Annotated in this window: 17 protein-coding genes and 1 pseudogene; 6 read left to right on the forward strand and 12 right to left on the reverse strand. The window is 44.8% G+C overall.

The window, feature by feature from the left end; genetic code table 11:
- Positions 1–35 precede the first annotated feature (35 nt).
- Positions 36–1,010: an L-histidine N(alpha)-methyltransferase gene (gene egtD / locus FK220_RS16530; RefSeq protein WP_152575452.1), complete on the forward strand. Its 975-nt coding sequence runs from the start codon at positions 36–38 to the stop codon at positions 1,008–1,010.
- Positions 1,007–1,286 (forward strand): annotated as a pseudogene (locus tag FK220_RS16535) (DUF427 domain-containing protein). The gene egtD and the pseudogene FK220_RS16535 overlap by 4 nt, the downstream one beginning before the upstream one ends.
- Positions 1,287–1,336: 50 nt before the next feature.
- On the opposite strand, the gene FK220_RS16540 reads toward FK220_RS16535, so the two are convergent.
- Positions 1,337–1,633, reverse strand: a complete 297-nt coding sequence (locus FK220_RS16540) for an isoamylase early set domain-containing protein (protein WP_152575453.1) — start codon at positions 1,631–1,633, stop codon at positions 1,337–1,339.
- A 154-nt stretch (positions 1,634–1,787) separates the two neighbouring features.
- Positions 1,788–2,864, reverse strand: a complete 1,077-nt coding sequence (locus tag FK220_RS16545; protein WP_238719073.1) for an aminotransferase class V-fold PLP-dependent enzyme — start codon at positions 2,862–2,864, stop codon at positions 1,788–1,790.
- Positions 2,865–2,935: 71 nt separating this feature from the next.
- Between FK220_RS16545 and FK220_RS16550 the strand changes: the two genes are divergently transcribed.
- Positions 2,936–3,325 carry a 2TM domain-containing protein gene (locus FK220_RS16550; protein WP_152575455.1) on the forward strand — a complete coding sequence of 130 codons (390 nt, stop codon included), beginning with the start codon at positions 2,936–2,938 and terminating at the stop codon, positions 3,323–3,325.
- Positions 3,326–3,336: 11 nt separating this feature from the next.
- Complete coding sequence (locus FK220_RS16555) at positions 3,337–3,819, forward strand: dihydrofolate reductase (RefSeq protein WP_152575564.1); 483 nt, start codon at positions 3,337–3,339, stop codon at positions 3,817–3,819.
- A 110-nt stretch (positions 3,820–3,929) separates the two neighbouring features.
- Here the strand turns inward: FK220_RS16555 and murI are convergent, their stop codons facing one another.
- Positions 3,930–4,718 (reverse strand): glutamate racemase, encoded by a 789-nt coding sequence (gene murI, locus FK220_RS16560; protein WP_152575456.1) that lies wholly within the window; start codon positions 4,716–4,718, stop codon positions 3,930–3,932.
- A 6-nt stretch (positions 4,719–4,724) separates the two neighbouring features.
- The gene (gene pafA / locus FK220_RS16565; protein ID WP_152575457.1) at positions 4,725–6,410 is read right to left on the reverse strand and encodes an alkaline phosphatase PafA; all 1,686 of its coding nucleotides are present in this window, start codon (positions 6,408–6,410) and stop codon (positions 4,725–4,727) included.
- A gap of 112 nt (positions 6,411–6,522) precedes the next feature.
- Here pafA and FK220_RS16570 point away from each other — a divergent pair, with 112 nt between their 5' ends.
- Positions 6,523–7,260, forward strand: a complete 738-nt coding sequence (locus tag FK220_RS16570; protein ID WP_152575458.1) for an MlaE family ABC transporter permease — start codon at positions 6,523–6,525, stop codon at positions 7,258–7,260.
- The gene (locus FK220_RS16575; RefSeq protein WP_152575459.1) at positions 7,260–8,027 is read left to right on the forward strand and encodes an ABC transporter ATP-binding protein; all 768 of its coding nucleotides are present in this window, start codon (positions 7,260–7,262) and stop codon (positions 8,025–8,027) included. The genes FK220_RS16570 and FK220_RS16575 overlap by 1 nt, the downstream gene beginning before the upstream one ends.
- Positions 8,028–8,051: 24 nt before the next feature.
- Here the strand turns inward: FK220_RS16575 and FK220_RS16580 are convergent, their stop codons facing one another.
- From FK220_RS16580 to cdd, 8 genes are all read right to left on the reverse strand, one after another.
- The gene (locus FK220_RS16580; RefSeq protein ID WP_152575460.1) at positions 8,052–9,521 is read right to left on the reverse strand and encodes a DUF389 domain-containing protein; all 1,470 of its coding nucleotides are present in this window, start codon (positions 9,519–9,521) and stop codon (positions 8,052–8,054) included.
- A 2-nt stretch (positions 9,522–9,523) separates the two neighbouring features.
- Complete coding sequence (locus tag FK220_RS16585; RefSeq protein ID WP_152575461.1) at positions 9,524–10,603, reverse strand: mannose-1-phosphate guanylyltransferase; 1,080 nt, start codon at positions 10,601–10,603, stop codon at positions 9,524–9,526.
- A gap of 87 nt (positions 10,604–10,690) precedes the next feature.
- Positions 10,691–11,293 (reverse strand): SprT-like domain-containing protein, encoded by a 603-nt coding sequence (locus tag FK220_RS16590; RefSeq protein ID WP_152575462.1) that lies wholly within the window; start codon positions 11,291–11,293, stop codon positions 10,691–10,693.
- 297 nt (positions 11,294–11,590) lie between these two features.
- Positions 11,591–12,271: an SDR family NAD(P)-dependent oxidoreductase gene (locus FK220_RS16595; RefSeq protein WP_152575463.1), complete on the reverse strand. Its 681-nt coding sequence runs from the start codon at positions 12,269–12,271 to the stop codon at positions 11,591–11,593.
- A complete protein-coding gene (locus FK220_RS16600) occupies positions 12,271–13,320 on the reverse strand; it encodes a M28 family metallopeptidase (RefSeq protein ID WP_152575464.1) in 1,050 nt (349 codons plus the stop codon). The genes FK220_RS16595 and FK220_RS16600 overlap by 1 nt, the downstream gene beginning before the upstream one ends.
- Positions 13,321–13,404: 84 nt before the next feature.
- Positions 13,405–15,057, reverse strand: coding sequence for a pyruvate dehydrogenase complex dihydrolipoamide acetyltransferase (locus tag FK220_RS16605; RefSeq protein ID WP_152575465.1), 1,653 nt, complete (start codon positions 15,055–15,057; stop codon positions 13,405–13,407).
- Positions 15,058–15,061: 4 nt separating this feature from the next.
- Entirely contained in the window at positions 15,062–16,060 is a 999-nt protein-coding gene (pdhA, locus tag FK220_RS16610) for a pyruvate dehydrogenase (acetyl-transferring) E1 component subunit alpha (protein WP_152575466.1), read from the reverse strand.
- Between the two features lie 191 nt (positions 16,061–16,251).
- Positions 16,252–16,737, reverse strand: a complete 486-nt coding sequence (gene cdd / locus FK220_RS16615; RefSeq protein ID WP_152575467.1) for a cytidine deaminase — start codon at positions 16,735–16,737, stop codon at positions 16,252–16,254.
- Positions 16,738–16,908 lie beyond the last annotated feature (171 nt).

The following is a 16,908-nucleotide window of genomic DNA, read 5'->3' on the forward strand; positions in this document are numbered from 1 at the left end:
CGTATAGTTTCACCCCTATTTACGACAGAATAGTTATGCAGCAAGAAACAGCGACTACTTTCGAGACCCAATTCGAGGAGGAAGTTCATGACGGACTCAACGCATTCCCAAAACGATTGCCCTCCAAATACTTTTATGATGAAATCGGCGATAAGCTCTTTCAGGACATTATGCATATGCCCGAATATTATTTGACCGACGCGGAGCTCGAAATTTTCGAAACCCATAAAGCCGAAATTACCGAACGGTTCGCCGCCGATGGCCAACCCTTTAATCTAATCGAACTAGGTGCCGGCGATGGCAAAAAAACCAAAATCCTTTTAAAACAGCTTTCCGAAAAAAATATCGACTTTACCTACGAACCCATCGATATTAGCCAAAATGTGCTTGACGGGCTTGAAAGTTCGTTGCATAGGGAACTACCGGAAGTAAAGGTAGCAACACAACAAGGGACCTACTTTGAGGCGTTGGAACGTATCAACACGGACGATGGCACACGAAAAGTCATCTTGTTTTTGGGTTCCAATATCGGCAATCTATTGCATGAACAGGCCATCGTTTTCTTAAAACACGTACAGGATCTCATGCAAGAAGATGACCTTTTCTTTGTTGGGCTGGATCAGAAGAAAAACCCGCAGACTATCTTGGATGCCTACAATGACCCCGCAGGCATCACAGCCGAATTCAACAAGAATATCTTAAGACGCATCAACCGGGAACTGGAAGCGAACTTTCGTCTCGATGCCTTTCTTCATTGGGAAGTTTACGATCCCGAAACGGGAACGGCAAAAAGCTATTTGGTTTCCAAGAAAAGACAAACGGTTGAAATTAAAAAACTGGATTTAGATGTCAATTTTGAAGCTTGGGAAACCATCCATACCGAGATTTCGCAAAAATATGATGATGCAACCGTTGCCTGGTTGGCCGAGCAGTCGGGACTGCAAGTAACGCATCAATTCGCCGACCAAGCGAATCAATTTAAAAATTATATCTTCAAAAAAAGGGAATGAAAGCAATTTGGAACAATACGATTGTCGCAGAAAGTGATGACACGGTAGTGGTAGAGAACAACCACTATTTCCCCCCGGAAAGCATCAAAAAAGAATATTTCAAAAAAAGTACTACCCATACCACCTGCCCTTGGAAAGGGGTTGCATCGTTATACCCTGGAAATTGATGGAAAAAAGAACGTAGACGCCGCCTGGTTTTATCCAGAGGTAAGCGAATTGGCCAAAGGCATCAAGGGAAGGGTTGCCTTTTGGAAAGGGGTGAGTGTGGAAAAATAAAAAACCGGATAGTCAAAAACTATCCGGCTTTATTTTCCGTTCAAAAAGGACTAAAGTTCTAAAACCGCGTTTTCCGAACCTGCGTAATCGTTCCACTGGTAACGATCTGCTTCCGCTTCGTTTACGTAATTTCCATCAATGATGTATTTGAACTCGTAGCTACCTTCTTTTGGCAATTCAAAGGTACCTTTGAAATTTCCATTTTTCAATTTTTTCAACATGCTCCCTTTGGGATTCCAATTGTTGAAGTCGCCTACAACGGCTACTTTTTTAGCTTCTTCGGCAGGAACTGTAAAAGTTACCTTGCATACTGGTTTTGTCTTTAGATATTGTTTAGCGATTGCCATGTTTTCTAATTTTAAAATTTTGGGCAAAATTAAAGTATAAATCTCCTAGTATCCAATGATTTAAGTCAGTTTTATTAATTTGGTAATATTCCCCGTGCTTTTAAATTGGTTCAACAAAAAACCCGCCGTCTATTTCTTAAGTATGTAAGATATACTATCCTGTTTTTAAGATTCTTACAATAGCGTCGATTTCCGCTTCGGTATTGTAAAAGTGAAAACTAAGTCGAATACCACCACCACGTTGGGAGCATACAACGTCGTTTTCAACGAATTTTTGAAATAATGCATCATCTCCCTTGATATTAAAAATGGTACTGTGTGATGATCTCCCGACCACCGATTCTTCCAATAGCCCGAGTTCGGTAAACGCCGTTTTGGCTTTCTTGGACAGCACCTCCAGCCGTCGTTCTATCGTTTTCATGCCAATACCATTTAGAAACTCCAATGAAAACTTCAAACTTCCAAAATTAAGGGTATCTAAATGACCAGGCTCCAAACGCTTTGCAAAACGAACGTTGTCTTTGCCATCGACATTACCATTGGCGGCATTGAAACCGGTAGATTGCAGCGCGATTCGGTCTTCGACGCCGTCCTTAAAGAACATGAATCCGTTTCCGTAACCGGCCAACAACCATTTATAGGCACTTGTCCCCATAATATCCAAGGGGGAGGCCTCAAAATCGAAATCGGTCATACCACAAAATTGGGTGCCGTCGGCGATGATCAACAGATTCGGAAATTCCTTTTTTAGAGTAGCCAGGAAGTCCATATCGATTTGAATGCCATTGACCCATTGTACGATACTCAAGGCCAGAACGCTGATATCGTCCGATTTCACTTTCTCTAGAATATTCGCTTCCAAGTCGGCATCCAATTTGGCATAGGACACTTGAAATCCACGATCTTCAAAAGGCCAATTGACCGATGGGTAATCACTTTCGATCAATAAGATCCTATGTTTGCTATCCAACCCATCCAATAGCATATTGAGCCCCAAAGAAAAGTTGGGCACCAAAGCGACGTTTTCCACCTTGCAATTGAAAAAATGACCTACCCGTTTTCGAATCTCCGGAATCCCTTCGATCATCGCCTTCATCTTCATACGACTCCCCCCGATCAGAAAATCAAGATCGTGTTCCTGACGCCACTCCAAAAGCCCATCATAGAGTAATCCGGATGCGGCGGTGTTCGCATAGATACATTGACTTAAAACGGGGAACTGTTTACGCATTTTTTCCATAGGCCATAAAATGGCGAATTGGTAATTCGCCGTATCTTTGTTGTTAAAGATACTTCATCGCGATGTTCTCCAAAAATAAAAATACCAAGGAGCTGGACTTAGAGCAGCATGAGCTACTGGAGCAAGCCCACGCCCGTATCAAACAGAAAAAAAGATTATACACCCACTTTGTGATTTTTTTAATCGGTAGCGTGTTTTTAATCTTGGTGAATAAAATTCTGAAGTACGGGGCCACCTACGATTGGTTTATCTGGGCCATTACGTTTTGGGCGTTTTTGTTTGTCATACATGCCTTCAACGTCTTCGTTAGCCAAAAATTCATGGGAAGGGATTGGGAACGTAGCCAACGGGAAAAGTTGGTCGCCAAACAGCGACAGCGAATCGCGGAATTACAAAAGGAAATCGAAACCGATTTTCCGTTGTCAAACGTCAATAAAAAAAAAGAGCCGTGACCAAAATTACGATGATAGCCGCCGCGGCAGAAAACAATGCATTGGGGAAAGACAACGATTTGATCTGGCACCTGCCCGATGATTTCAAATACTTCAAGAATCGCACCACCGGCCATCCCATTATCATGGGCCGAAAGACCTTCGAAAGCTTTCCCAGACCCTTACCTAATAGAAAGCATATCATAATTACCCGGGATAAGGACTACATAGTAGATTTTGAAAATTGTAGCGTGGTACATTCAGTGGAAGAGGCTATACATTCTGTTAAAAACGAGGGGTTGGCATTTATTATCGGCGGAGGTGAAATTTACAAACAGGGAGAGCCGTTCGCACATACCATCGAACTCACAAGGGTACACGCACACTTTGAGGAGGCAGATACTTTTTTCCCGGAAATCGACGGGACTGTCTGGGAGTTGAAAAGCGAAAAATTTCATCCAAAAGATGAACGGCATGCATATGACTTTACATTGATGATCTACGAGCGCAAGTAGCGTTTCTTAAATTAGTTATCATTTTATGTTAGAGTTGCTGACTTACCCCTTAAGGATGTCTCACGACTCTGCACGAAGAAAAAAAGGTCACCGAGAAATTTTTGTCAAAATCAAAAATCCAAATAGGAGACTTCTACTCGGGTATCGGTATCCACCAAAAAACCAGTCAGTACGGCTACGTCAGCATTGGTATAAAAAATCCCGTTGGCCGATACTTCCGAGTGGTTCAATAAATCATTTCGTTCCAAAACGGCTTTGGTCTGGCGTGCCACTGCTTCACCTGAATCGATAATCTTCACATCTGCCGGCAACAGCTTTTTTAGAATTGGTATCAGATATGGGTAATGCGTACAACCCAAGACCAGAAAATCGATTCCAGCTTCAAGCATGGGTTCTAGATACCGTACCAAAAGTTCTTCGGTCTCCAGGGAATTTACCTTCCCGGCCTCGATTAGGGGAACGAGTCCGGCACCTTCTTGCTCTACAACCGTGATGCCATGGGCATGATTCTCCGCGGTACTGTGAAATAGCCTGCTGCTAAGGGTTCCCTTGGTAGCCAAAATTCCCACGCTTTTGGATTTGGAAAGCAGCGCGGCCGGTTTTATGGCAGGTTCAATGCCAATAAACGGCACAGGATAGGCCTTTCGTAAATAATCGATGGCATTTGTAGTGGCAGTATTGCAGGCTACTATTACCAGTTTGCAGCCCTTCTCCAAAAGTAATTCGGTGTTCTTGACACTTAGGGCGACAATTTGTTCAGGGGACTTTGTTCCATAAGGTGCATTGATGCTGTCGGCCAAATAAACGGTGTTCTCGTGAGGAAGCAGTTTGTTGATTTCTTTCCAGATGGAGGTGCCTCCGACTCCGGAATCAAAAAGCCCTATGGGTTGGTCGTTCATTTTTAATCAGTATTTCAGTACCTCTGCAATCGGTGAGCCGGTAGTTCCACTTGGAAAGGATATTCCTAACAACACTGCTAAGGTTGGTGCTATATCGGGGATTTCGGTTCGTTCTGCGGTGCTTCCATTTTTAATCCCTTTTCCATAGAACAGCAGCGGCACATGAGTATCGTAAATCTGGGGGGAGCCATGGGTCGAACCGGTCATCGAATAACTCGTGGTTCCTGGTGCTAGAACGATAAGAATATCCCCGGATCGTTTTTGATTGTATCCGTTTTGAAGGATGTAGGGGATGCCATTGGTATAGAAATTGTCTTTCATCTGCTGCGCAGTATACACCCGATCAATAGCAGGATACCGTAGTAATTCATTGGCAATGGTCCGCTGTACGTCCGCAGGATCTAAATCAAGGTTTTTGATGATTTTATGATTTAAAAAAAATTGATAGTTTGAGAAGTTCTTGACAATTTCCCTTGTACCAAAATTAAACTGTAAAAAAGGCACTAATTGCGTCCTTATACTATCCCATTTCATATATCCGGCAGGTATTCGCTGTGCCTTTAGATAAGCGGGCACTTCAATGGCCCCATGATCGGCCGTGAGAAAAACAGTGTAATCACCTTTCCCCACCTTTTTGTCGAGGGCCTTGAGGAATCGCTCCAAATCCAGATCTAATCGCAGGTAGGTATCCTGTATTTCCTTGGAATTCACTCCGAACTTATGTCCGACGTAGTCGGTGCTAGAAAAGCTGACAGCCAAAAAATCGGTCATCCCATCGGCACCCAACTGCTCTCCCTCCAAAGCGGCCAATGCAAAATCGGTCGTAATGCTGTTACCGTAGGGTGTATATTTCAATATTTCGAAATCTGCATTTTTATTTAATAGGTTGGGCGTACTATGGGGAAACGTAGGAGTCGATTCGGTTTCAAACAACCCCTCGTACGGATTATCATCGGGTCCGCTTTCGATATAGGCGGATATATCCTTAAGTGTAGTCCATGGTTTTTTGTAGCTCTTGATGATACCGGACGCGTTAAAATCATCGACCCATTTTGGCAGGGTGGGTCCATAATAGCTACTACTGATCCATTTGCCCTCATCATCGCCATTAAACCAGTAGGCCGCATTGGCGGTATGGCCACCGGGCAGGACTGCGCCCCTATCTTTAAGGGCGATGGCGATGGTTTTTCCCCGCATTTGTGTGTGAAGCCGTAATTCGTCGGTGATGGTACTCACCACCATCCGGTGGGGCGACATTTTCCCCGCATCCGAACTGGTTCCGACCGACATATAGGTGGTATCCGAAGCACAATATACTTCGGTTTCCGACACCTTATCGTACCAATCATTTCCTATAATCCCATGGGTAGCGGGCGTTGTTCCGGTATAAACGGAAGCATGTCCCGGTCCTGTACTGGTCGGTGCATAGTTAAAGTGATTGTTCTTACAATTAAATCCTTCATTCACCAAACGCTTGAAGCCCCCATTCCCATAATGGTCCCAAAAACGGGTGAGGTAGTCGTACCGCATTTGATCTACGACGATGCCTACGACCAATTTGGGACTGGTCTTTAACTCAGTGGGTGTGGCTTCGTTCGCCTTACTTTTTGACTTCCGTTGGGCAAGCGATGCCTGCGGGCTAAAACTTAATAGAAAAAGTAAGAAAGGGACAAAAATAAAATGCTTTGACATTCTCGGTTTATTGATGTGGCAAAAATAAATAAATTCAACCTGATTATTTTAAATGGAGGTTAAATGATAGCCTTTATTGTTATTTTTACGGCAAGAAGTCTAATTTTATTGCATGATTCACCTCTCTCAGATTGGCAGTTACTTTTTAATGCTACGTGAGGTCTTCAAAAAGCCAACCAAATGGCGAATCATGAAGACCTTGATTCTAAAGGAGATAGACGAGCTGGTGTACAGTTCTTTAGGTATTATCATTTTCATATCATTCTTTATCGGCGCGGTGGTCACCATACAGACGGCATTGAACCTTAGCAATCCGTTGATTCCAAAAAACTTGATCGGATTTGCCACCCGGCAGTCGGTCATTTTGGAATTTGCCCCAACTTTTGTTTCGATTATTATGGCCGGTAAGGTAGGCTCCTATATTACCTCTAGCATCGGTACCATGCGAGTGACCGAACAGATAGATGCCTTGGAGGTTATGGGGGTAAACGCCCTTAACTATCTTGTATTTCCAAAGATTATAGCCATGCTGTTTTATCCCTTCGCAATCGCCATATCTATGTACGTTGGTATTTTTGGAGGGTGGCTCGCCGGAGTTTTTGGAGGCTTTTTGACCAGTGCCGATTTCATAACCGGACTCACCCTCGACTTTATCCCATTTCATATTGCCTATGCCTTTATCAAAACTTTGATTTTTGCAATGATCATTGCCACCGTTCCTTCGTTTCACGGGTTTTACATGAAAGGCGGTGCCTTGGAGGTTGGTAAGGCAAGTACGACCTCTTTCGTTTGGACGAGCGTGGTCATCATTATCTTGAATTACATTCTAACACAACTTTTACTGGGCTGATGATCGAAGTAAACGACATACACAAATCTTTTGGGGATTCCCACGTACTAAAGGGCATTACCGCAACCTTCGAAAAAGGGAAGACCAATTTGGTCATTGGTCAAAGCGGTTCGGGAAAGACCGTTTTCCTAAAATGCCTATTGGGGCTGTTCACACCGGAAAAGGGATATATCAGCTATGATGGAAAGATATATTCCAAACTGTCGGACGATGAAAAAAGAAATCTACGGCAAGAAATGGGAATGGTATTTCAAGGTAGTGCCCTTTTTGACAGTATGACGGTTGCCGGCAATGTCCAATTTCCGCTCGAGATGTTTACCAAACAGTCAAAATCCGAAATGGAACATCGGGTCGATGATGTACTAAAACGCGTCAACTTGATCGATGCGCATCATAAATTCCCCTCTGAAATTTCAGGGGGAATGCAAAAACGGGTCGCCATCGCCCGAGCCATTGTCATGAACCCAAAATACCTCTTTTGTGACGAACCTAACTCTGGGCTCGATCCCAAAACGGCTATCGTGATCGATGATTTGATCAAGGAGATTACCGAGGAATATGATATCGTAACGGTCATCAATACCCATGATATGAACTCGGTAATGCAAATAGGTGAGAAGATTCTCTTCCTCAAAAATGGCTTTAAGGAATGGGAGGGAACCAAACACGAAATCTTTAAGACCGACAACGAGGCCGTCACCAGTTTTGTATACTCATCGGACCTCTTCAAAAAGGTGCGACAGATGTACATCGAGGAACGGAATTGATTTCTTATCTATCGATCGGGCTTCCTATTCCATCACACTGCGAAGTTGAACGGTCGTGTCTTTTAATCGGACCTTGAGCCATTCCAGTATTTTCTTGTTGTCGTTGGTCATCTGACGTTCGGTAAGACCCCTTTTCCATCGCACCTCAAAAATAGCGATGGTATCGACCTTCTTGAAATCGGTCCTCACGGCATTGTCATATCCTAGGGAGACTAGATTCGCATAGTTGGCCTTCGCCTCCGAACTAATGTCCAAAAACGGAATTTGTTTGGCCTCCAAACGTTTCAATCGGTTCAACTCCGACTCCAACAGCTGTATCTTCTCATCTTTCCCGACCAAAATGCTTTTTTGGGATTCGTACAACTCGGTCGCGTATTTGAACTGATCCAACTCTTCATTCCTTCCCCCTTGTACTACTTGGAAATCGGCATCCTTTAGTCTGGGAAAGTCCTCGTTCTTTTGTTTGTTCCAAGTCGCGATAACCGTAGCGGGGATGGTCTCGTTCCCCATACAAACCACTTCAATGATCGGGTTCTTGCCTTGGTTGTATTCGATGTCGGTAAAATCTTCCAAGTAGCGGCCTTCCCCTGAAAATTGGTACTTACCAATGGTTTGTGCGACAAAGTCATTGGCTTGTTTCCTGAAAATCGATTCCTGAAACACGTTGTAAAAGGTCCACCCAGCAGGGACCATTATCAACAGGGCGACAAAAGAAGCAATCCGGGCGATGTTTCTTCGTTTGCGGGAGTTCGCGTAGCGAACCATCGGAAACCTCAGGATTTTTATGACCAAAAAGGTCGCCAACGCAATGAAAATGGTGTTGATCGTAAAAAGGTACATCGCACCCCAGGCGTATTCCCAATTGCCCAAGGCCAAGCCAAAACCAACGGTACACAGGGGCGGCATCAATGCGGTAGCAATGGCTACCCCAAAAATTACCGATGCAATGGTTCCCTTTTTTGCCCGAGCGATAACCAATGCGAGTCCACCAAAAAAGGCGATCAACACATCCCGAATATCGGGAGCGGTCCGCGCCAATAGTTCCGAAGACTCTTCCCGTAGCGGGAACAAAAGGAAGAACAGATAGGCGGTGAGTATACTTAAAACCACCATGACCGCGAAGTTCTTCAAAGAACGCCGCAGGGTATCGATGTCGTTGATTGCCAACGATAAACCGACGCCCAGAATAGGCCCCATAAGCGGTGAAATTAACATTGCTCCGATCACCACTGCGGTCGAGTTGGCGTTCAATCCGACTGACGCAATAAAAATGGAACAGATCAATATCCAAGAGGTATGTCCCTTAAACGGAATGTCGGCAATAATAGCCTCCCTGGTTGCCTCCTGATCGGTATTGGGCCGAATATCGAGCAGGTCGTTCAAAAAAGACTTGGTACTGCCTAGCAAACCCTTAAAATCCCTTTTAACTTCTTCTTCCTTGCCCGAAGGTTTCTCGGTAGGTGTGATATTATCTTGATCTAAACCGTTACTCATAACTATGCATATTGATCTCCGAACTTCTCCTTTACTTTGGCCAATACTTGTTTGATGTCTTGCTCCTTCGATTTCGGATATATCAAAAGTACCTCTTCTTTATCGACAATGATATAATCTTCCAACCCGTCGACCACAATAATCTTCCCTTTGGGTGAGCGAATCATATTCCCGGTAGCGTCTTGGCTGATGACCTTACTGTTGACCACCGCATTGCCGTGTTCGTCTTTGTTTAGCTTATCGTACAAAGAACCCCAGGTTCCCAGATCGTTCCAGTCAAAAGTGGCCGGAAGCACAAAAATTGCCTTCGAATGTTCCAAAATCGCATAATCGATCGAGATATTCTCGGCCTTGGGATAATTTTCACTGATAAAAGCCTTTTCATCCGCATTGTTGTAACAGGACATTCCCGCCTCAAATAACGAATATTGATCTGGCTGATAATTCTTGAAGGCATTTACGATCGTGTTTACACTCCACATAAAAATACCTGCATTCCAAAGAAAATTTCCTTGCTCCAAGAATTCTTTCGCCGTCCCGTAATCGGGTTTCTCCCTAAACTGATACACTTTTTTGAGTCCGTCACCGCTTTGCTTCTCGAATTCGATATAACCGAAGCCCGTATTCGGAAAAGTAGGTTTAATTCCCAAGGTACACAACACTTCTTCCCTCCCACATTTTTCAAAACAGCTAATCACATCCTTAGCAAAAGCGTCTTCATCTTCGATCCAGTGATCACTGGGCGCTACGATCATGACCCCATCGGGATTCATTTTTTGTATTTTCAAGGCCGCATATAAAATACACGGGGCGGTATTGCGCATCGCAGGTTCCAAAACCACTTGCTCTTGCGTCACCATGGGCAACTGCTCGAGGACAAGATCGTTGTAGCGCTCATTGGTCAGGATGAGAATATTTTCGGTAGGCACAAACTTGTTGAGACGTTTGAAGGTTTTTTGGATCAAGGTTTCGCCCGTCCCGAGCATATCGTGAAACTGCTTCGGGTTTTCCGTTGTACTTACGGGCCAAAATCGGGATCCAACCCCGCCAGCCATCAATACTGCATAATAGTTCTTGTTCATGTCATTTCGTTTATGAAAGCGGTGGGCAATTTTTACCGACCGCGACCATTTTCATTTCAATCGACAAAGCAGGTGTGCGCAGCCCGATTATTCGCTTAAAAGTTCGACCTCGGCATTTGGTTGAAAAAGATAAACCTTCCCTGTCGCCAAGTCGACACATTCGTATCGTTTTACTCTTTTATTGCCCTTCTTAAAGCATTTGCCATTATAAATGCGAAAAATACTACCTAAAGGTAGCTCAAAAACGTAGGTTTTATCCGTTTGTTGCGCATCATATTGTTTCAAAGCTATGGATAATTGGGCATCGGTACTACTACTGGCCTTTGGATTCCTAAAATGCTTCGCCAGAAGGGGCAAAAGTTTCGACGGAAAGATTTCCGGACGTATAAAAGGGAGCATTAAATGTTGAAAGGTATGTTTCCATTCCAATCCATGGGGCTTGATGCTTCGTCCGTATTTCTCAAAGGCTACCAAATGAGCGATTTCATGGACCAAAGTAATGAGAAATCGGTATTTGTTTAAAGTGGCATTGACCGTGATCAGGTGCTTTCCATTGGACATTCTGCGGTAATCCCCATGGCGGGTCACCCGTTCGTTCACTATTTTTAAATGTACTCCGGTCTGTTTGATCAACACTAAACAGGGGTCTACCGAACGCTCGGGAAGGTATTTCTGAAGGATGGTATCCATTGGGCACAAAAATACTTCATTTGTTTGATACCTGTTATGTTCCGTGCGATGGTAGTTGATGATGCCTTCTGTTAAATTCCCCGGTTGTAAATATACCGCTCCCGGAAGATGGTGGAATGTTGGGCGTCGACATCGAGTTTGAAGTAGCTACCATCAAATGGTTACAGTTTACCAAACATATGAAAACCAATGATATCCAGATAATGTGGAACGGACGAAAAAGAATCGGAAAACACTTCAGGACAAGGTTTCAATCTAGAGAATTCCGTATCCAAACTATCTACAAAAAATGGTCGTTTAAGGGGTGCTACTGGATACCTGTAACAACTTACCATTATAAAACTTTTGCCCGGTCAAGGCAAAATCCTTGATGTAGGTAGCCATTTCCAAGGCGGTTAGGGGGGCTTGGTAACCTGGGAAAGCCTCCTCCAACATCTCGGTCTGTACGGCTCCCAAGGCCAACACGTTGAAAGACGGACCGGTTTCCTTGAATTCCTCTGCCCACAATTCGGTCAAGGTAATAACAGCGCCCTTACTGGAGCTATAAGCGGAGAGTCCCGGAAACTTCATGCTCCCTTGCACTCCCCCCATGGAACTGATGGTGACCACGTGCCCGTTTTTTGGCATGTTGGGCAATACAATTTTGGTAATAGCGGCTACCCCGAATACATTCACTCGATATATTGCTTCAAAGGCCTCCATGTCGGTCTCTAAAAACGGTTGATTGAGAAGCTTCCCAGCGTTGTTGATAAGGATATCGACGGTCTCAAAATCACTTCGCAAGAAAGCTTCCAACTTTTTCAGGTCCGGTATTTTAGAGAGGTCGAAAGAAAATGAAACGATATTGGGATGTTGCAAATCGGAAATCGGGGCATCATTTCTGGAAAGGGCAAGTACGCGGTGTCCGTCGTCGGCAAATAGTTTTGCCAATTCAAATCCTATTCCCCTGCTTGATCCGGTGATTATAATGTTTGCCATCAGTAATAGAAGATTTCCTTGGTAGGAGCATTGATGATTCCTTTCATCACCGGAATAGACTCATTGACCACCTTGGCCATGTGTTCATAATTCATTTCACTGGTTTCATCACCCACCTTATGGTAGTGGCCATAATTGGTAAAATCAAAAGTGCTATAGGTTTGGGAGGGTACGTTAAAAGCTTCGTGAAAAGGGAAGTTGTCGGACCGTTTAAATAGGTTGAACTCCTGCGCCTTGGGTAAAAACCCCGCAAAGGTATCATTGGCGTATCGGTTGCTTATATCGGCCAGGTTGGAGAGTTGGTAACCCGTGACATATAATAAATGGTCTTTCCCCACCATCGGAACGCCTACCATTTCAAAGTTCAACATTACGTACAAGTCCAAATCCTCGTTACTTAATTTTTCCGCCAAATGTTTAGATCCCAAAAGTCCTTTCTCTTCTGCCGAGAACAGGGCGAAGATGACACTTCGCTTGTTGCTTCTTGAAGCACCGAAATAACGCGCCAGTTCCATAACTGTTGCGGTACCGGTGGCATTATCGTTGGCACCATTGGCGATGGTGTCCCCGTTTTCCCCTTCAACCTTGCCAATGTGATCGTAATGGGCGCCTATGATAACAAATTCATCTTTTAGGGCAGGGTCGCGACCTTCCAGATAACCGACTACGTTGTAGGCCGGAACATCGATATTGGAAAGCGTGTCCTTATAGGTTCGAAAATATGGTTGTATCCCATTGGAGGCAAAACTATCCTCGATCAGTTTGGCCGCTTTTTCGATTCCTTCACTTCCCGTATCGCGTCCTTCCAAGTCATCCGAGGCCAAAAACTCCATCAAAAACTTGATCTTAAAAGCATTGGTAAACCCGGTGTTCGACGCATCGGCCTCCATCTCCGCACTTTGCTCTTTGGCCGGACCTGTCGGTACGTCTACGATACTTCGATCCCATTGATAGGTTTCTGTTTTCTCCAGGGTCACATCCTGTTTTAGTTTACTGGAGCTGCATGCGAACAGCGCGGCCAGGAGCAAAAGGGATAGGGATTTCTTCATAGTTGTAATTTAATCTTCTAAGGATAAAAAAGCATCCCTATGATTTTGGGATGCTCGTTTTGTTTCGATCCAGACATTTTGGGTCTAAGCCAGCATAGTGACCGGATTCTCCAAATAGGCCCTCAAGGTCTGTAGGAACTCTGCACCCGTAGCCCCATCCACGGTTCTATGGTCACAGGCCAAAGAGACCTTCATTGTATTACCTACCACGATTTCCCCATTTTTGACAACGGGTTTCTGCACGATAGCCCCAACGGATAATATGGCCGAATTGGGCTGATTGATAATGGATGTGAATTCCAATATTCCGAACATACCGAGATTGGAAACGGTGAAGGTGCTGCCCTCCATCTCCGCAGGGGTCAATTTCTTGTTCCTAGCCCTCCCGGCCAAATCCTTGACCGAAGCTCCAATCTGTGTCAGGGTCATTTGATCGGTAAATTTCAATACAGGCACCACAAGTCCGTCTTCAACGGCTACGGCTACCCCCACGTGTATATGGTGGTTATACCGTGTGGTGTCCCCATTCCAAGTTGTATTGACCTGAGGATGTTTTTTCAGTGCCATGGCTGCCGCTTTTACCACCATATCGTTAAAAGATACCTTGGTGTCTGGCAAGCTGTTTATTTGGGCACGTGAGGACATCGCATTGTCCATATCGACCTCAATCATCAAATAATAGTGTGGAGCGGTAAATTTGGACTCCGCCAGGCGCTTCGCGATCGTCTTCCGCATCTGGGAGTTCTTTACCTCCTCGCTTCCCTCTTCACCCACGGGTAAATTGATGGGAGCCGTAGCGATTGCAGAAGTCGTAGGCGATTTTTCTTCAACTTCGGGCGCTGTTTCAACCTTCGCGGCAGGTTGGTAATTCTCGATATCTTTCTTTATGATTCGGCCGTGATCACCCGATCCGGTTACTTGGGAAAGATCGATACCCTTGTCCGCAGCGATTTTTTTGGCCAAGGGAGAGGCAAATATGCGCTGACCATCTGAAACCGTTTTCGGTTGGGCCGCACTCTCTTCCTTGGGAGTTTCTTCCACCTTGTCTTCGACAGTACTAGTAGTAGCCTTCCCTGCACCGGGCTTCGCATTCAACACTGCTTGTACATCGGTACCTTCCGGCCCGATAACCGCCAGCACTGCGTCCACCGGAGACGATTCCCCTTCCTGAATACCGATATGTAATAACGTACCCGAGTAAAACGACTCGAATTCCATCGTGGCCTTATCGGTTTCGATTTCGGCCAGTATATCACCTTCCTCGACAGTATCGCCTACCTTTTTCAACCAAGTTGCCACTGTACCTTCTTCCATGGTATCGCTCAAGCGGGGCATTTTAATCACCTCGACTCCCTCTGGAATTTCGTTGGAAACCGATGCTTCCGATTTTTCTTTGGTTTCGGCTTCGGATTGTTTGTCCTCTTCCGGGGCTTCCGTTTTATCGGAGTCTTCCCCGGAAGACGAAGTGTCCCCGTTCAATAAACCCGAGATGTCTTCGCCCTCTTCCCCGATTATTGCCAAAAGGGAATCTACGGGAGCACCGTCACCCTCTGCAATTCCTATGTGCAAAAGGGTACCTTCATGAAAAGACTCAAACTCCATCGTTGCCTTATCGGTCTCGATTTCAGCTAAAATATCTCCCTCTTCGATTTTGTCCCCTACTTGCTTCAACCATTTTGCCACGGTACCTTCTTCCATGGTATCGCTCAAACGGGGCATATTGATTACTTCTGCCATTTACTTAAAGTTTATGTGGTACAAAAGGAAAATCTTCCTGTTCGTAGACCATGTCGTATAATTGTTGCTTCGGTGGATAATCCGATTCTTCGGCGAATTTCTCACATTCCGACACCAAATCCTTCACCCGTTTGTCGATGGCCTTGATTTCTTCATCGGTAGCATACTTCTTTTCCTTGATAACTTCAAGCACCTTGGTAATCGGGTCTATTTTCTTGTATTCCTGGACTTCCTCCTTCGTCCTATAATGCTGGGCATCTGACATTGAGTGTCCTCGATACCGATAGGTTTTCATTTCCAAAAAGGTGGGACCACCACCACTCCTGGCGCGCTCGATCGCCTTACTCATTTCTTGGGCTACTGTTACGGGATCCATACCATCGACCGGGCCACATGGCATCTCGTACCCAAGTCCCAATTTCCAGATTTCGGTGGAATAGGAAGTTCTTTCGACCGAGGTACCCATGGCGTAGCCGTTGTTCTCACAGACAAAAACCACCGGTAGCTGCCAAAGCATGGCCAAATTAAATGCTTCGTGCAAAGAGCCCTGACGTACCGCACCATCTCCCATGTAACAAAGGGTGACATTGTCCCTTCCAAAATATTTATCCCCGAAGGCCATCCCTGCCCCTAAGGGAATTTGCCCGCCTACGATTCCATGCCCACCGTAAAAACGGTGCTCTTTGGAAAATATATGCATCGATCCCCCCATTCCTTTTGAGGTGCCCGTTACTTTTCCGTATAGTTCTGCCATTACTCTTCTCGGATCAACGCCCATGCCTATGGGTTGTACGTGGTTCCTATAGGCAGTAATCATTCGATCTTTGGTAAGGTCCATCGCGTGTAGGGATCCCGCCAAAACCGCTTCCTGCCCATTGTATAGGTGAAGAAAACCCCTGACTTTCTGCTGGATATATACGGCGGCGAGCTTGTCTTCAAACTTGCGCCAGAATAACATATCCTCGTACCACTTTAGATAGACTTCCTTGGTAATTTTTTCCATTGATTATGTATTATATGCCATTCAAAAAAAACCTGAAACATACCGATAGCGGCCAGGTTAGGATTAAGGGAAACAAAAATACATATTAAATCATTAGTGGAAAAAAATTGAAGTAAAAGGTTTTTGGAAAAGATAAGGCTAGGATACTACCCGGATTTATCCGCTTGCTAGGCATTTTCCAAAGCTTCGGACTATTTCAAAAAAGAAGCACCGAAGGCAAGTGGCAATAAATCCGCCACGGAATCACATTCAAGTACGGAACCCACTTCACCCATCATTAGGATACGGATCGGATGCGCTTGCTTTACTTCGTATTCGGAAATGGATTGTCTACAATTTCCACAGGGGGCCGCTGCCCGATCTACCGTATAGTTTTTGGAAGATGCAGAAATGGCAATCGTTTTAATGGTTCCTTTCGGATACAATGCCCCTGCCTGAAAAACGGCGACCCTTTCCGCACAGAGGCCCGAAGGGTAGGAAGCATTTTCCTGATTACTCCCGATGACTATCGCCCCGTTACCCATCAATACGGCTGCCCCTACTTGAAATTGGGAATAAGGGGCATAGGCATTTTTTCGGGCGTTGATAGCGGTCAACATCAACTTCTTATCTTCCTCCGCAAGTTCTTCGATCGATTCGAAAATAGAAAGTTCAAATGTTATTTTTTGCTTTTGCATGGTGGGCGGTTTGGGTCTGGTTGAGAACCTTTATATGGTTCGATGCTTTCCCGCATGACAACTAAAAGTACGTTTTTTCCTTTTTACCTTTTGTCACGGTGCTTTTGTATATAAGAAAAACCTGCACGAAGGCAGGCTTTTCTTATTTTTTTGTCTTATTCCGTTCGAAAC

Source organism: Pelagihabitans pacificus (assembly GCF_009371985.2).
GTDB lineage: Bacteria > Bacteroidota > Bacteroidia > Flavobacteriales > Flavobacteriaceae > Pelagihabitans > Pelagihabitans pacificus.

Coding starts and splice junctions, on each gene's coding strand:
- egtD (WP_152575452.1), top strand. CDS start 36: ATGCAGCAAGAAACAGCGACTACTTTCGAGACCCAATTCGAGGAGGAA.
- FK220_RS16540 (WP_152575453.1), bottom strand. CDS start 1,633: ATGGCAATCGCTAAACAATATCTAAAGACAAAACCAGTATGCAAGGTA.
- FK220_RS16545 (WP_238719073.1), bottom strand. CDS start 2,864: ATGCGTAAACAGTTCCCCGTTTTAAGTCAATGTATCTATGCGAACACC.
- FK220_RS16550 (WP_152575455.1), top strand. CDS start 2,936: ATGTTCTCCAAAAATAAAAATACCAAGGAGCTGGACTTAGAGCAGCAT.
- FK220_RS16555 (WP_152575564.1), top strand. CDS start 3,337: ATGATAGCCGCCGCGGCAGAAAACAATGCATTGGGGAAAGACAACGAT.
- murI (WP_152575456.1), bottom strand. CDS start 4,718: ATGAACGACCAACCCATAGGGCTTTTTGATTCCGGAGTCGGAGGCACC.
- pafA (WP_152575457.1), bottom strand. CDS start 6,410: ATGTCAAAGCATTTTATTTTTGTCCCTTTCTTACTTTTTCTATTAAGT.
- FK220_RS16570 (WP_152575458.1), top strand. CDS start 6,523: ATGATTCACCTCTCTCAGATTGGCAGTTACTTTTTAATGCTACGTGAG.
- FK220_RS16575 (WP_152575459.1), top strand. CDS start 7,260: ATGATCGAAGTAAACGACATACACAAATCTTTTGGGGATTCCCACGTA.
- FK220_RS16580 (WP_152575460.1), bottom strand. CDS start 9,521: ATGAGTAACGGTTTAGATCAAGATAATATCACACCTACCGAGAAACCT.
- FK220_RS16585 (WP_152575461.1), bottom strand. CDS start 10,603: ATGAACAAGAACTATTATGCAGTATTGATGGCTGGCGGGGTTGGATCC.
- FK220_RS16590 (WP_152575462.1), bottom strand. CDS start 11,293: ATGGATACCATCCTTCAGAAATACCTTCCCGAGCGTTCGGTAGACCCC.
- FK220_RS16595 (WP_152575463.1), bottom strand. CDS start 12,271: ATGGCAAACATTATAATCACCGGATCAAGCAGGGGAATAGGATTTGAA.
- FK220_RS16600 (WP_152575464.1), bottom strand. CDS start 13,320: ATGAAGAAATCCCTATCCCTTTTGCTCCTGGCCGCGCTGTTCGCATGC.
- FK220_RS16605 (WP_152575465.1), bottom strand. CDS start 15,057: ATGGCAGAAGTAATCAATATGCCCCGTTTGAGCGATACCATGGAAGAA.
- pdhA (WP_152575466.1), bottom strand. CDS start 16,060: ATGGAAAAAATTACCAAGGAAGTCTATCTAAAGTGGTACGAGGATATG.
- cdd (WP_152575467.1), bottom strand. CDS start 16,737: ATGCAAAAGCAAAAAATAACATTTGAACTTTCTATTTTCGAATCGATC.